Below are 13,818 nucleotides of genomic sequence, written 5' to 3'. Positions count from 1 at the left end.
TTACTATAACCAAAACACATGCGAAATTACCTTACTTTATTATTAACCGTGGCTACATTTGCCGTGCATGCCCAAAACCAGGGCAAAGCGCCTGCAACGGCCACAACCTTTACAAATCCCGTTTTTGCGGGAGATTATCCTGACCCAAGTATTCTTAGGGACGGTAAGGATTACTACATTGTACATTCGTCTTTTGACTACTATCCGGGGCTTACCATCTGGCATTCGCAAGATTTAATAAACTGGGTACCTGTAGTAAGCGCTTTGACCAAAAATGTTGGCCCCGTTTGGGCACCCGATTTGGTAAAGTACAACAATAGGTTTTACATCTATTTCCCGGCCAACCAAACGAATTACGTTATCAGCGCCGATAAAATCACCGGCCCGTGGAGTGCGCCTGTCGACCTGAAAATAGGTTATATAGACCCGGGGCATGTTACAGATGATAAGGGCAACCGTTATCTATACTTCAGCAGTGGTGATTATGTACAGTTGGCCAAAGACGGAATGAGTACAGTAGGTGCTGCCAAGCATGCCTATGACGGCTGGCCGATACCACGCGAATGGTCTATAGAGTGTTTTTGTATGGAAGGCCCTAAACTGTTTAAGCGTGGCGACTACTACTACCTTACCGTAGCTGAAGGCGGTACCGCAGGCCCTGCCACCAGCCACATGGTGATTTCGGCGCGGTCTAAAACGCCGTTTGGCCCATGGGAAAACTCACCGTATAACCCGGTTGTACGTACCCAAAGCCCGTCTGAGCAATGGTGGTCTAAGGGGCACAGCACTATTTTTGAAGATGCGTATGGCAAGTGGTGGATGTTGTTTCACGGATATGAAAAAGGCTACTACAATCTGGGACGCCAAACGTTGTTACAGCCCGTGGAGTGGACCAAAGACGGCTGGTACAAGGTGCCGGACGGTATAGAAACCAATAAGCCGATCGCCAAACCGCAGGGTAAATCGGTAGGGGAGTTCAGCCTTAGCGATGATTTTTCGGGTACGGTGCTTAAGCCGCAATGGAAGTTTTTTAACGGCGACGATGCCACACGCTATAAAATTGCAAACAATGCCATAACCATTAACGGAAAAGGCAATGGGGTAGGCAACAGTTCGCCGCTGGTATGTGTGCCTTCCGGGCATAGCTATACTGCTGAGGTGGAAATGGACATAACCGGCGATGCCGTAGGCGGGTTGGTACTGTTTTATGACAGCTCACATTCGTCGGGTATTTTGGCAGATAGTGAAAATATATTGGCTAACCTGCGCGGCTGGCAGTTTGCTACAGAGAAAAAAGTACACAAGCGCCATGTATACCTTCGCCTGAAGAACGTGGAGAACAACGTGGATATGTTTTACAGCCTGGATGGCGTTATCTGGACTAAAATTGAAAACTCATTTGAGGTTTCGGGTTACAACCACAATGTGCTGAGTGGTTTCCTTGGACTAAGGATAGGGCTTTGTGCTATTGGCACAGGCAGCGTAACATTCAGTAATTTTAAGTACAACCGTTTGGATTAGTAAAAGAAGGTTTGTTGCCTTAATACATATTTTTTACACGCAAAAGGGTTGCCTTGCCGGCAACCCTTTTTGTATATTTTGGGATAATCCCTAATATTATATTACCAGTAAATCTATAAACGTATTAACGTCAAGATTAGCCAGTGTATCAAAATCCAGTGAGTTTTCAAGCACCGTTTTCTGTTGCTTTTCAGGGAAAATCCTGGCAAGGTTTATCTTGTATTTGGCTATCAGTTCCGGTATGCCTTCTTCCCTGCGCCTTTTGTGGCCTATAGGGTATTCTACCACCACTTCATCAAGGATAGTGCCGTCTATTAGCTCCACAGTAAGTGCATTGGCTATAGAACGTTTTTCAGGATCATGATAGTCGGCAGTAAACTGTATGTCTTCCACACATTCCATTTTATCGCGCAGCAGGTCTATCCTTACGTCAGATGCAATGTTATCTTCATAGTCGGCAGCGGTAAGCCTTCCGTACAGTAGCGGCACGGCAATCATGTATTGTATGCAGTGGTCGCGGTCGGCAGGGTTGTTCAGCGGGCCTTTTTTGTCGATGATGCGTATAGCAGCCTCATGCGTGCGTATGGTAATCTTCTTGATGTCTTCAGCAGTTTTACCTATTGCACTTAGTTTTGCGTTAAGCGTCATGGCAGCTTCAACAGCCGTTTGCGAATGGAACTCCGCCGGGAATGAAATCTTAAACAGTACATTCTCCATTACGTACGAACCGTAATCCCTTTGGAACTTAAATTCGTTGCCTTTAAAAAGTACATCATAAAAGCCCCATGTTTTGGCACTAAGCACCGATGGGTACCCCATTTCGCCCGTTTGTGCAATGAGCGCCAGGCGCACCGCACGCGATGTAGCATCGCCCGCAGCCCATGATTTGCGGCTGCCTGTGTTTGGTGCATGGCGGTAGGTACGTAGTGCCTGACCGTCTACAAACGCTAGTGATATAGCATTGATAAGCTCGTCTCTTGTAAGACCAATCAGTTTTCCTACTACTGCTGTAGAGGCTATTTTTACAAGGATAACGTGGTCAAGGCCAACTTTATTAAACGAGTTTTCCAGCGCCAGTACACCCTGTACCTCGTGTGCCATGATCATGGCTTCCAGCACCTGCTTCATTTTCAGCGGGGCTTTACCCTCGGCAAGGTTAGTCCTCGAAAGCCAGTCGGCAGTGGCAAGGATCCCGCCAAGGTTGTCAGACGGATGTCCCCATTCTGCAGCCAGCCAGGTATCGTTAAAATCCAGCCAGCGTATGATGGCGCCAATGTTAAAGGCCGCCTGTATAGGATCCAGTTGGAACTGCGTGCCCGGTACTTTGGCACCGTTTGGTACTACGGTACCTTTTACAACAGGGCCAAGCAGCTTGGTGCAGGCAGGGTAGGTAAGGGCTTCCAGTCCGCAGCCAATGGTGTCCAGCAGGCAGTAGTGCGCCGTTTTCCAGGCTAAATCGTTCTTTATTTCATAATTTAAAACATAGTCGGCTATATCGGTTAACACCTTATCGGGTTGCGGCCTTTCGTTTGAAATATGTGATGACATTTTAAAAATTTATTGTTTTATGGATTAACTTCTTTCGTTTAACGGAACAAACTCCCTGTTTTCAGGGCCAATATAATTGGCGCTTGGGCGGATGATTTTGCCGTCCTGCCTTTGCTCTATAATGTGGGCGCTCCAGCCGGTTACCCTCGAAATTACAAAAAGCGGGGTAAACATAAGCGTAGGTACTCCCATTTGGTGGTACGATACGGCAGAGAACCAGTCCAGGTTAGGGAACATGTTCTTTTCATCCCACATAAGGGTTTCCAGGCGTTCGGCTATGTTGTACAGCAGCATATCGCCCGCTTCTTCAGAAAGCTCTTTGGCTACTTTCTTTATCACGATGTTCCTTGGGTCGGAAATGGTATATACCGGGTGCCCAAAGCCTATAATTACCTCTTTATTGGCCAGCCTTTTAAGGATGTCTTCTTCGGCATGATCCGGCGAACTGTAGCGGCTTTGTATATCAAAAGCCACCTCGTTAGCACCGCCGTGTTTTGGCCCGCGCAGCGCACCGATGGCACCTGTTATGGCCGAATACATATCTGAACCCGTACCGGCAATAACGCGGCTGGTAAACGTAGACGCGTTAAACTCGTGCTCGGCATACAGGTTAAGCGAAATCTGCATGGCCCTTACCCACGATGCAGGTGGCGTTTTGCCGTGCAGCAGGTGCAGGAAATGACCGCCTATAGTATCGTCGTCGGTTTCTACCTCTATGGTTTTACCGTTGTGGGTAAAATGGTACCAGTACAGCAGTGCCGAACTGAAACACGCCAGCAGTTTATCGGCAATGTCCCTTGCACCCGATACGTTATGGTCGTCCTTCTCAGGCTGTATGGTTCCTATAGCCGATACCAGCGAACGCATTACATCCATAGGGTGAGCGGCGGCAGGTATTTGCTGTAATATTTTTTTTACAGAATTTGGCAATCCCCTAAGCGATTTCAGTTTGGTTTTATAATTTGTTAGCTGGGCCTTAGTAGGCAGCGCGCCATATATAAGCAGGTAGGCTACTTCCTCAAACTCGGCTTTTTCAGCCAAATCCAGTATGTTGTACCCCCTGTAGTGGAGGTCGTTACCGCTTTTACCTACGCTGCACAGGGCAGTATTACCGGCAGCAACCCCAGAAAGCGCTACACTTTTTTTAGGTTTAAATGTAGTTTCGTTATTACTTACCATTTTTATTGTTTTTAAACAGGTTATCTAATTTTTCCTCGTAGCTGTAGTAGCCTATGCTTTTGTACAATTCCTCGCGGGTTTGCATGGTATCTATCACGTTTTTCTGTGTACCGTCGTTGCGTATGTGCTGGTATACATTCTGCGCCGCCTTATTTGCCGCACGAAATGCCGAAAGCGGGTACAGCACCAGTCCTACACCTGCATCACGCAGTTCGTCAACCGTATACATAGGTATCATTCCAAACTCAGTGATGTTTGCTAAAACAGGTACTCCTGTGGCATCTACAAATTTCTGGTAGAAACTCAGGTCGGGTACTGCCTCTGCAAAAATGAAATCGGCTCCGGCTTCTTTGTATGCTATTGCACGTTCAAGGGTTTTTTCCAGTCCTTCGTTGGCAAAGGCATCGGTACGCGCACCTATAACAAAATGTTCATCGGTACGGGCATCGGCAGCGGCCTTCAGGCGGTCTACCATTTCCTCTTTGCTCACCACTTCTTTGCCCGGCCTGTGTCCGCAACGCTTGGCACCTACCTGGTCTTCTATATGGAGAGCAGCAGCTCCCGCTTTTATTAATGATTTTACAGTCCTCGCCACATTAAATGCAGAAGGCCCGAAACCCGTGTCTACGTCTACCAGTAGCGGCAGGTCGCATACATTGGTTATTCGCTGTATGTCTATAAGTACGTCTTCAAGTGTGGTGATGCCCAAATCAGGGATGCCCAGTGATCCGGCAGCTACACCACCACCCGAAAGGTATATGGCACTAAATCCCGACTGTTGTGCCAGCAGGGCATGGTTAGCATTTATGGCGCCCACAATTTGTAGGGGCTTTTCCTTTTCCATTGCCTGCCTGAAACGCAGCCCCGGAGAGGATGGATTAATAGAGTGTGGCATAGAACAATTTAATAATAACGTTACGCTTTGTTTCGGTTCGCTGAAACGGGTGCAAACAGATTTACGGCTACAATTTTCCTATTGTATATCATAAGTATCCCGGTTTGCAACTATTAGTCGTTTTACAGAGCATAACTTCAAGTTAATTTATATAAATGTAAAAAATATAAGTTTATATCACTACAAAATTAAAAATATTTCATCACGAAAACGCTATAGTTAAATTAAATTCAAAAATATTAAAAAATCAATGTTTTAAGGAAAAACATGGTGATATAAAAATCCCTATATAAGGGTATTGTATTGCTGTTAATAAGGATTTAAGTTTGTAAAATATTGATAATCAATGTTTTGAATATTAAATAATTGATTATTTGATTTAGGATTTACATATGCATATTTAAAAAATGTGTGTATTAATCAATTACTTGTCGTCTGGCTTTTATCTATTATTAACGACTTAAAAAATCAGATACATATACTAAGTCCAATTTTTTAAAACCAAAATTTTAAAACGATGAAAAATTACAAGTTTATTTACGGTCCTCCTTTTTTAAGGTTTTGTGGTATCATTATCCTGGTAATGCTTGTGGGGTGTGATAAAAAGAACGAAACTGCTGTTGCAGCAACAAAGTATGATGGTACAGAGTTGTTCAGGCAGATAATGTTTACCCATTCAGATGCTACTGCTAAGGTTCCTGAACTGAAACGTGTACGCGATTTATCGGGTGCCGATAAGCTGGAAGAAAAACAGCTTAAAGTTGTCCATAAAATTGAAGAAGCAATTATTACGGAGATTAAAAGAAGTTCTCCCGATTTCTTTAATGAGTTTGGTGGGTTGGTACAAAGCGGTGACCCTATTAAAGTGCAATACGGCTTAAAACTTGCAGGGGACCAGATTGTTAAAACGCTTGTGAATAACAATGCTAATTACCTGCCTTTACTTTATTTAAAGTTTAATGAAAAACTGTATACCGATTTATCGCCCGAACAGAAAGAAAAACTTAAGAAGATAAGGGATGTAGGGACTGTTGATTTAAGTGAGCTAAAAGAAGCCATGAAGGAGTTTACTGATCCTCAAAATGGCATAATTGTTTACGAGGCTTTGAACCAGATAAAAAACCTGAATCTTAATTTAGACCGCCAGTTAGACAAACAACTTGCCCGTGTTATAGACAAACAACTAAGCAGGGTTATAGACAAGCAATTAAGTAAAGTTGTAGATAAACAGTTAACTAAGGTTATTGATAAGCAGCTTGCACGGGTTGTAGATAAGCAAATTGATTTAAGCCTATCCCGGGTACTACAAGCCGACCTGGATTTGTATGCGGGCTCTGATGTTTGGGTGTCTACTGATTATGTTGTTGCGGCCTATGTGGCGGTGGCAGTAGTGGCAATAGCAGTTGTTAACGTAATCGATTTTACACCCATGCCTAACCCTGAATTTGGAGATCAAATTTTCTTTCAGGAACAGCTTGTGGCTAATATTACCAAACAATACGCCTTAACCCGGATAAGCAGATGAAGGCGCTGAGGGTTTTATTTTTAGTGGTCTACTCTTTCTGGGGTGTATTGGCACTGGTAATTCTGCTAAATTCAATGCCTTTTAATCCTATGTCCTTAAAAAGTGTGGATAATGAATTGATGATTAAAACCTTTCTTCCTGAAGGGTGGGGGTTTTTTACCAGGAGCCCAAAAGAAAACGACCTTGTTATACTACAGAAAGAGGATGGAATATGGCACAAAAATGCTTATTCACCCATTGCACGGCCGTCTAATTATTTTGGTATAAGCAGGTTGCCCAGGGCACAGTCTACAGAAATGGCAATGCTGGTACATCAGATTCCTGAGAATGAATGGAGGCATTGTAATGATGAAATGAATCTTTGCCTTCAGGATACATCTGTAAGGGTGTTGTCGTTAAAAAATGAGGTGCCTTTCCCGGTGCTGAAAGATACTGTATGTTTTATAAGCAGGTCTCCGGTACCGTGGGCATGGCATGATATAACTACTGCTGATAAACTACCATTCAAATTTGTAATTGTAAATGTAAAATGAAGTATATCGACAAAAAAATAAATGAAATTATAAGTATCAACCCATGGACTAATGTTTATGGTGCTTCACGCTCACTTTTGGCACTGGCCAGCCTGCTTACATTACTCTTTAATGATGCTTCAACAATTTTTCGCCCTATATTGGGTATAGACGAGTATCCTATTTGTACAGGTACTATAGGTGGCTTTAGCCTGTTTTGTTTGTTCTCAAATCATTTGGGAGTTGCAATGTGGATTGCTATTTTAATCTTGTTTCTGGTGGTAATAGGCATCTACCCCAGGTTTACCGGGATTTTGCATTGGTGGATAAATTTCAGCCTTATATCATCTTCGCCCCTGGTAGATGGGGGAGAACACGTTGCTGCTGTAATTTCGTTGCTGCTGGTTCCCATTACACTTATGGATGACAGAAAGTGGCACTGGACCGAAGTAAGGATTACACAGGACGATAAATTAAGTAAAAAGGCTAAGAGACTGGTGGCAATTTCGGCATACCAGGTAATCAGGATTCAGGTTGCTGTAATATACCTTCATGCTGCCGTGGCTAAGTGCAGTGTGCCTGAATGGGCTAACGGCACTGCGCTTTTTTATTGGTTTAATGATGAAATGTTCGGCTTGTCATATCTGGTTAAACCAATAATTTCTCCATTAATTAATAACGGATACACGCTAACGTTGTTTACTTGGTCTATTGTTATTTTGGAGTTTTTTCTTTTTGCGGGTTTATTCATGAAGCCTAAATATCGTAGAACACTTTTGTTTTTTGGTATAGTCTTTCATGCGGGTATCGCTTTGGTGCATGGTTTAATAAGCTTTGCTTTGATTATGATTGGTGCACTGGTTATATTTTTACAGCCTATTGACCAAAATATTGTAAGGGTGAGAAAAAAGGCTGTTAATAGCCGGTTTAAGCCCGCAATAGCTGAAGGTTAATGCATGATTATTAAAAAAACAAAACCCCGTAATCATTTGATTTACGGGGTTCTTGAGGAAAAGAGACTTCCCTTAGTTTTAGTATTGATCCTTTAAAAGTTCCCTGAATGAATCGTCCATCTCTAAAAATTAATATTTCAAAGATATTAGATATGATATTGCACCACAACTTTTGGTATTGATCCACTTCTTTATTATATCTTACTTTGTAAATAACTATGAAAACAAAAAAACCGTAAGAGTTATTCTTACGGTTTTCTACTTTTAGGGGTGAATGAGGGGTCTCGAACCCCCGACCTTCGGAACCACAATCCGACGTTATATTCACTGTTACTTATATGCAAGCTTAATTATCAATAAGTTACGGCAACGGGTTTATGATTATTTACATGTTTTCTTTAAAATATTTCCTTTTTCGTGTTATCGGTAACAACATCACGCGAATGCCTTATTTTACTGGTGTTTCCGAAGATATTTCACTCAGAAATTTTATAGCGGCAATACGGGTTTTTTGGTCTTTTTTAAGGTAATTGGCCAGTGTAAAGCTGAAAGGATCCAATCCCGTTGGAACGGTTTCAAGGGTTAGCATATGCCCACGGCCATAGAGTAACCAGTCGATACTCAGCTGCGGGAAAGCCGCTGCCAACTTATCCAGCGATTCCCTGCCCAGGTTACGCGCACCACTGCAATAACTACTCAGCATATTTTTATCTATGCCTATAAGCAGCGCAGCTTCTTTTACCTGCAACCCTAGGTGTTCATCTATAAAATATTTTAAACGGTCTCCTGTGGTGGTCATTTGTTAATAGGTTTCAGCTCCATAAGCTTTATACAATTCAACACTTCGTTTAATGTTTAAAATTTGTTTCGGTGTAATATTTCTTATATCGTGATATTGATGTCCAATTAATTTCATTTTAGCAGATTTAGCATTTGATAAGGCATTAATTAGTTCCCAATCCATGATGCCTACTCCGCAGTCATACCATTCCCAAATATCGCCATCTGCATTGTCGCGCTTGACCTCACAAGGAGTATATTCATAAGGCTTTCCATCAATTAGGAACTGTACCTTATCAATAAATAGCCAATCATCGGCTACGTATTGAAGTCTAAATCTTAAATTACTTGCTGTACTGTCTGTTAAATTAAAATAACAGTACAAAGCATTTCTATTTGTATAATAAGGTGCAGATTTTGGGGTTGCCCAAGATTTTCCATCAGGGTCAAACTCATCTTTTTTAAAGGTGAAATACTGTTTAAGTTTTGATATTTGTTTATTATCCCGAATTGATTTTTTATCAGTTGAGGATTTTTCATCCTCACTAATTTCTTTACTTAAAGTTTCCCGTACATTTTTCTCAATATCAGTAATAACTTCCTCAGAAATTGTTGCTTTAATTGAATCAGTGATATCCCTTTTATCTGCTCTAAAAAGCCTGAATCCTGTTACATCTGGAAGCATATCATATTTAGGCCTTTCTTTATTTATTTTAGATATAAAGTATTTTTGGTATGCATCTAAATAAGCAAGTGAATCAGACTTTGCATAGATTGTATCGCTATTTTCATCAGGTAATACACTAAATATTACTTCTTCATTTAGTTCCGTATAGTAATATAAATTACCTTCTTTTTTAGAACATGAAATTGTACAAATAATAATTGCTAATAGTAACAGTCTTTTCATTGGCGGTGGTAAGGTTTTAGTTTTATAATTTATTTAACAAAATTCAGTATCACTTTTTGCACATCCGGGTCCCCCAGATAGCGTATAAACATTTCTTTTACGGGGTCACTATACAAATATTCTGCGGGTGTTTCCATTACTTGACCAATCTTTCCGCTAGGCTGGTAACTAACATTTTTATTAGTAACAGATTTGTTACTTAGTTCCATTTCTCCTCTTCCGTAAAGAAGCCAATCTATACTCAAATTTGGGAGTGCACCTGCAACCTGGTCAATGATTTTCCTACCCAAAGGGCGTGTTCCGGTAAGTATTTGAGTAAATGAGTTGTATACAAACCCAAATTTCGTACAAAAGTCCTTTAGCTCAAAGCCTTGACTGTCAATGTAGTATCGTAATCTTTCGTGCGCTTCGGTCATATTTTTGTAAAAAGTTTACAAAAATGTTTGTAGATAACATTTTTGTTAGTAGATTTGTATTGTTGTAAACCCTTTACAAATATACACAAAAACATTATCCGCAGTATAGCAATATTGTGGGGGTGTATACCAGTGCTAAAAATGAATATAAAATGATATCACCACAACGAAGAGAAAAGATCAGATCTGTGCTTGGAGCTTACTACTCCGGCAAGGTGAAGGCTGTGCTGAAGGAGCGTGGTATTCTTAACGGCGCAGGCAAGGAATACGACAATGTCATGATTTCTCATGTGTTCTACGGACGACGCGATAACCTGGTAATTGAAAACGCGATTATTGCGGCTTTTAAAAAAGCAGGAGGGAAGTTTGACGACGAGGAAGCGGAAGAACAAGACACAAAAAAACCCGAAGCGGCAACTTCGGGTCAATAATCACAAAAGTAATTATTCATATGCACAACAAAAGTACAACAAAAAAACCAGCCGTGCAAGTGCGGCCACCAATCCCCGGAATAATCCCCGGCGATTATAACATCGAGTTCATTGGTATTATTGAAACAAAAACCGTAATCACCCTACAAAACGGCCAACCCATTCCCTTTAAAAATATACCGGGCCTGCTGAAGTCAAAGCTTTATAAAAAGATGCAGGCTGATGATAAGGCAATGGAATCGCTGGGAAGAATGCCCATGAGCGAAGCCCTGGAACACTTTGTGTTTTGCCTGTACGGCGATGTAGACAACACGCCCGATGTGCATGCCAACGGCAAACTGGGCGAAACGGAAAACTTCCGGTGCGGTGAGGATTGCATTTGCCTGGGGTGGAAGTCTAAAGACATTACCATAAACGGTACCGCCCTTACGCCGCGCCAAATACAAGTGGCCGATAAGCTGGCAAGCGATATGCCCGATAAGCAGATTGCCGCCGAGCTGGGCATGACGGTAAACACCCTGATAACACATAAGCAAAATGTGTATGAGAAAGCCGGCGTAATGAGCCGATCCGGATTTGTACAACAGGCATTCCAAAACCGTGTGGTACGATGAAAAAAGTATTTAACCAGGTGATTGACATCGACGGAATCGAAGTCATTGACCCCGAAATAGTGTAGCGTATGACAGATTATGAACTAGCAGCAATAACAAAGTTGGTAAACTTCGGCTGCATGAGCTTTACAATCGTTGGCTTTTTTGCCACGATATACCAGGCTAAACTGCGTATAGCCGCCGAGAACTCGCTAGACCTGAGCTACCGGCAGAAGCTTACCGGCATATACCTGGCCATGTTTATAGTGTTTGGCATTTTATCAGTAGCCACAGCCTAATGGAACGCGCACAAAATGCCATACTGGCCATGCTGGGTACGTACACAGCCATAGTGATAATTACACTGCTGCTTTGCCTGGGGGCGTATATAGCGTACCGCTGGCAGGGCAGGAGGGGAAGATAGTTTGTCGGTAGCCATACCGTTCAGCGTTTTTAGTTTACTTATTTTTTGACACCGCTCCCGGAAACGGGGGCAACCGGCACCATAGCTCAGTCAGGTAGAGCAGTAGGGCGACCTACGCGTCAGGGGTTCGAATCCCCTTGGTGCCACTAAACAAGGATAAAGCCATGAGAAAAGTAGAAATAGAGGCAGAATACAAGCGCATAGCCAAAATGGCTGCCGATGCTGCACTTGTGGCCGAAAACCTTCAAAAATTAGCTACGCGTCTCGAAAACGAAGCAAACCTGCGGCTGGAGGATCTGGGGAGGTCTGACAGCCGCCGCCGAAAGGCGCCAAAAACAACATTAGACCCGGAACTGCGTCTGAACCTTATGGCTCGTATGCAGGGCGGAAAAGGCAGCAGGGGAACCTCTGCCGCATAACAGTAAACTCATGATTACTTGTTTTATATACGTTTAAGATTGACAGCTTCTTCCGGGCGTGAGGCTCCCGGCAGTTAATGGAACAGACAGCAAAGGCGCGCAACTTCAAGAGTTTTTTTAGCGATCTTCTCTGTGAAGCCGGGGGTTCGAGCCCCCCATGCGTGGCGAGTTCTTGCTGCACTAGGCAGGAAATTGGTTGGTTGGTTTGCCCCGCCGCCTTTGGGCGGGGCTTTTTTAAAAGTTCATTAAAATTTTGAGATATGTCAGTAAAAGCAAAGTTCAAGTGCACACAAGTTGCAGAGAATGAGTACAACAAAACAGCCCAGTTAAGCGCGGTTTATAGCCATGGTAGTGATGAAAATGCAGACTTCACGAAGCTAACCCCCGCGGGAAAGATTGAAATAACCATTGATAAAGATGCTCCGGCAAGCGAGTATTTTAAACCGGGTAAGGAATATTACCTCGTTTTTGACGAAGCTGAAAAAGCATAAAGCCATGCCGGGCTAAAACGGCCGTAATACTCTTTTAATTCTCACTCTCCGCTCCCTGCCCCCAGGGAGCAACCGGCACCATAGCTCAGTAGGTAGAGCGGCAGACTGAAAATCTGCGCGTCAGGGGTTCGATTCCCTTTGGTGCCACATGTTTTTGTAAGGTGGTTTTTATGCGCCGTCCCTGTGTGTCATAGCACGGGGAACCACCGGCGCTGAAAGCCCTGTGATTTAATTTGGGTTATAAATTGCCCGGCTGCCGCTCTGCTTACCAGGGCAGAGCGCTCAGCTGTGGTTCCCACAAAACTACAATACAGCAGTCCGGGGCTATAGCCGGAAATAGCGGTCTTTTTTCATAAAAAATGTAATGTGGGCAGAAACACAGGTCTGCCCTCGACATTGGTAAATCAAAAACACGTCCTGCCGGTATTACCAGCGGCAGGGCAAATACTTGGGTAGTTAAACGGAAGAATACCGGTCTCCAAAACCGATGATGGGGGTTCGATTCCCTCCCCAAGTGCAAGCGCTTAACCAATGCACATGACCGGGACGGGGTGAAAGCCGTCCCCGCGTGTGCCTTTAGCCTACAAAACCTATGATAAAGTGGAAAAAAGTCGGGGAACATATCCCTAATAATGAAGGCAAGGATTGGCCAGGCCAGCCGTGTACGCCGTATGTGTCGTGCCTGGTTTGGATATGCAACCCCGATTTTTCAAAAGGCGGGGTTTTCGCCGCAGTACGTTGGGACAGGGATAATGCCTGTTGGTTCGAGCCTGATTTGGCCAGGACTATTTTAGCCTGGGGCGATCACTTAAAGATTACCCATTTTATAGAACATATAGAAGCTCCAACTGATGAGAACAATTAAAACCGGCGAAGACTGCACTGTAGAGCAGCGGCCAATTACCCCCACACAATGGCTGAACAGGCGCAACATGATAGTACGCATGCCCGATGATGCCCCGGCACTTACTCCCGGCGACCGCATTTACCTGGGCATGGAACGTTGTGAGACCGGTAAAAACAGCGGCGGCATAGACGAAGTGTATGCTGTGGTAAAAAACTACGATGCCCGCGATATAAGGCGCGTAGAGGGCACTAACGATGTGGAGGTGACACTAACTGTACATAAGTATACGCAATAGCATCACAGGGACAGCCTAAAGCTGTGGCCGCCCGGGTTCGACTCCCGATGATGTACAAGTAAAAATACCGGCACGCAAG

General features: G+C 43.4%; 18 protein-coding genes and 3 tRNA genes. 15 read left to right on the top strand and 6 right to left on the bottom strand.

What is annotated here, in order from left to right:
• The first annotated feature begins 18 nt into the window (after positions 1 to 18).
• Entirely contained in the window at positions 19 to 1,521 is a 1,503-nt protein-coding gene (locus tag ACLI1A_RS10430) for a family 43 glycosylhydrolase (RefSeq protein WP_411408595.1), read from the top strand.
• A gap of 96 nt (positions 1,522 to 1,617) precedes the next feature.
• Here the strand turns inward: ACLI1A_RS10430 and ACLI1A_RS10425 are convergent, their stop codons facing one another.
• Genes ACLI1A_RS10425 through prpB form a run of 3 tightly spaced genes read right to left on the bottom strand, consistent with a single transcriptional unit; the run spans position 1,618 to position 5,143 of the window.
• Positions 1,618 to 3,069 carry a bifunctional 2-methylcitrate dehydratase/aconitate hydratase gene (locus tag ACLI1A_RS10425; RefSeq protein WP_411408594.1) on the bottom strand — a complete coding sequence of 484 codons (1,452 nt, stop codon included), beginning with the start codon at positions 3,067 to 3,069 and terminating at the stop codon, positions 1,618 to 1,620.
• Positions 3,070 to 3,093: 24 nt separating this feature from the next.
• Positions 3,094 to 4,248 (bottom strand): 2-methylcitrate synthase, encoded by a 1,155-nt coding sequence (gene prpC, locus ACLI1A_RS10420; protein ID WP_411408593.1) that lies wholly within the window; start codon positions 4,246 to 4,248, stop codon positions 3,094 to 3,096.
• Positions 4,238 to 5,143, bottom strand: a complete 906-nt coding sequence (prpB, locus tag ACLI1A_RS10415; RefSeq protein WP_411408592.1) for a methylisocitrate lyase — start codon at positions 5,141 to 5,143, stop codon at positions 4,238 to 4,240. The genes prpC and prpB overlap by 11 nt, the downstream gene beginning before the upstream one ends.
• A gap of 517 nt (positions 5,144 to 5,660) precedes the next feature.
• Here prpB and ACLI1A_RS10410 point away from each other — a divergent pair.
• From ACLI1A_RS10410 to ACLI1A_RS10400, 3 genes are read left to right on the top strand one after another with little or no spacing between them, the layout of a single operon-like run.
• Positions 5,661 to 6,668 (top strand): hypothetical protein, encoded by a 1,008-nt coding sequence (locus ACLI1A_RS10410; RefSeq protein WP_411408591.1) that lies wholly within the window; start codon positions 5,661 to 5,663, stop codon positions 6,666 to 6,668.
• Positions 6,665 to 7,201: an SdpA family antimicrobial peptide system protein gene (locus ACLI1A_RS10405; protein ID WP_411408590.1), complete on the top strand. Its 537-nt coding sequence runs from the start codon at positions 6,665 to 6,667 to the stop codon at positions 7,199 to 7,201. Before ACLI1A_RS10410 ends, ACLI1A_RS10405 begins: the two co-directional genes overlap by 4 nt.
• The gene (locus ACLI1A_RS10400) at positions 7,198 to 8,133 is read left to right on the top strand and encodes a sporulation-delaying protein SdpB family protein (RefSeq protein ID WP_411408589.1); all 936 of its coding nucleotides are present in this window, start codon (positions 7,198 to 7,200) and stop codon (positions 8,131 to 8,133) included. The genes ACLI1A_RS10405 and ACLI1A_RS10400 overlap by 4 nt, the downstream gene beginning before the upstream one ends.
• Before the next feature lie 448 nt (positions 8,134 to 8,581).
• On the opposite strand, the gene ACLI1A_RS10395 is transcribed toward ACLI1A_RS10400, so the two are convergent.
• Genes ACLI1A_RS10395 through ACLI1A_RS10385 form a run of 3 tightly spaced genes read right to left on the bottom strand, consistent with a single transcriptional unit; the run spans position 8,582 to position 10,239 of the window.
• A complete protein-coding gene (locus ACLI1A_RS10395; RefSeq protein WP_411408588.1) occupies positions 8,582 to 8,932 on the bottom strand; it encodes a helix-turn-helix domain-containing protein in 351 nt (116 codons plus the stop codon).
• A 3-nt stretch (positions 8,933 to 8,935) separates the two neighbouring features.
• Complete coding sequence (locus ACLI1A_RS10390; RefSeq protein ID WP_411408587.1) at positions 8,936 to 9,823, bottom strand: hypothetical protein; 888 nt, start codon at positions 9,821 to 9,823, stop codon at positions 8,936 to 8,938.
• Positions 9,824 to 9,852: 29 nt separating this feature from the next.
• The gene (locus ACLI1A_RS10385; RefSeq protein ID WP_411408586.1) at positions 9,853 to 10,239 is read right to left on the bottom strand and encodes a hypothetical protein; all 387 of its coding nucleotides are present in this window, start codon (positions 10,237 to 10,239) and stop codon (positions 9,853 to 9,855) included.
• A 215-nt stretch (positions 10,240 to 10,454) separates the two neighbouring features.
• Here ACLI1A_RS10385 and ACLI1A_RS10380 point away from each other — a divergent pair, with 215 nt between their 5' ends.
• The 11 genes from ACLI1A_RS10380 (at position 10,455) to ACLI1A_RS10330 (ending at position 13,739) form a co-directional block, all read left to right on the top strand.
• Positions 10,455 to 10,670, top strand: coding sequence for a hypothetical protein (locus ACLI1A_RS10380; RefSeq protein WP_411408585.1), 216 nt, complete (start codon positions 10,455 to 10,457; stop codon positions 10,668 to 10,670).
• Positions 10,671 to 10,729: 59 nt separating this feature from the next.
• Complete coding sequence (locus ACLI1A_RS10375) at positions 10,730 to 11,284, top strand: helix-turn-helix transcriptional regulator (RefSeq protein ID WP_411408584.1); 555 nt, start codon at positions 10,730 to 10,732, stop codon at positions 11,282 to 11,284.
• A gap of 119 nt (positions 11,285 to 11,403) precedes the next feature.
• On the top strand, positions 11,404 to 11,562 hold the full coding sequence (locus tag ACLI1A_RS10370) for a hypothetical protein (protein ID WP_411408583.1): 159 nt from the start codon (positions 11,404 to 11,406) through the stop codon (positions 11,560 to 11,562).
• The gene (locus tag ACLI1A_RS10365; RefSeq protein ID WP_411408582.1) at positions 11,562 to 11,687 is read left to right on the top strand and encodes a hypothetical protein; all 126 of its coding nucleotides are present in this window, start codon (positions 11,562 to 11,564) and stop codon (positions 11,685 to 11,687) included. Before ACLI1A_RS10370 ends, ACLI1A_RS10365 begins: the two co-directional genes overlap by 1 nt.
• Positions 11,688 to 11,762: 75 nt before the next feature.
• A tRNA-OTHER gene (locus tag ACLI1A_RS10360) sits at positions 11,763 to 11,833 on the top strand.
• Positions 11,834 to 11,851: 18 nt separating this feature from the next.
• Entirely contained in the window at positions 11,852 to 12,106 is a 255-nt protein-coding gene (locus ACLI1A_RS10355) for a hypothetical protein (RefSeq protein WP_411408581.1), read from the top strand.
• A 260-nt stretch (positions 12,107 to 12,366) separates the two neighbouring features.
• Positions 12,367 to 12,597, top strand: coding sequence for a hypothetical protein (locus ACLI1A_RS10350; RefSeq protein WP_411408580.1), 231 nt, complete (start codon positions 12,367 to 12,369; stop codon positions 12,595 to 12,597).
• 74 nt (positions 12,598 to 12,671) lie between these two features.
• Positions 12,672 to 12,744: transfer RNA gene (locus ACLI1A_RS10345), tRNA-Phe, on the top strand.
• 299 nt (positions 12,745 to 13,043) lie between these two features.
• Positions 13,044 to 13,114, top strand: a tRNA-Trp gene (locus ACLI1A_RS10340).
• 75 nt (positions 13,115 to 13,189) lie between these two features.
• Entirely contained in the window at positions 13,190 to 13,462 is a 273-nt protein-coding gene (locus ACLI1A_RS10335; protein WP_411408579.1) for a hypothetical protein, read from the top strand.
• Positions 13,449 to 13,739: a hypothetical protein gene (locus ACLI1A_RS10330; protein WP_411408578.1), complete on the top strand. Its 291-nt coding sequence runs from the start codon at positions 13,449 to 13,451 to the stop codon at positions 13,737 to 13,739. Before ACLI1A_RS10335 ends, ACLI1A_RS10330 begins: the two co-directional genes overlap by 14 nt.
• Positions 13,740 to 13,818: the final 79 nt, after the last annotated feature.

The sequence above is a fragment of the Flavobacterium sp. RHBU_3 genome (assembly GCF_046613565.1).
Taxonomy (GTDB): domain Bacteria; phylum Bacteroidota; class Bacteroidia; order Flavobacteriales; family Flavobacteriaceae; genus Flavobacterium.
Note: the sequence above shows the minus strand (reverse complement) of the source record. Positions and strands in the feature narration are given on the sequence as shown.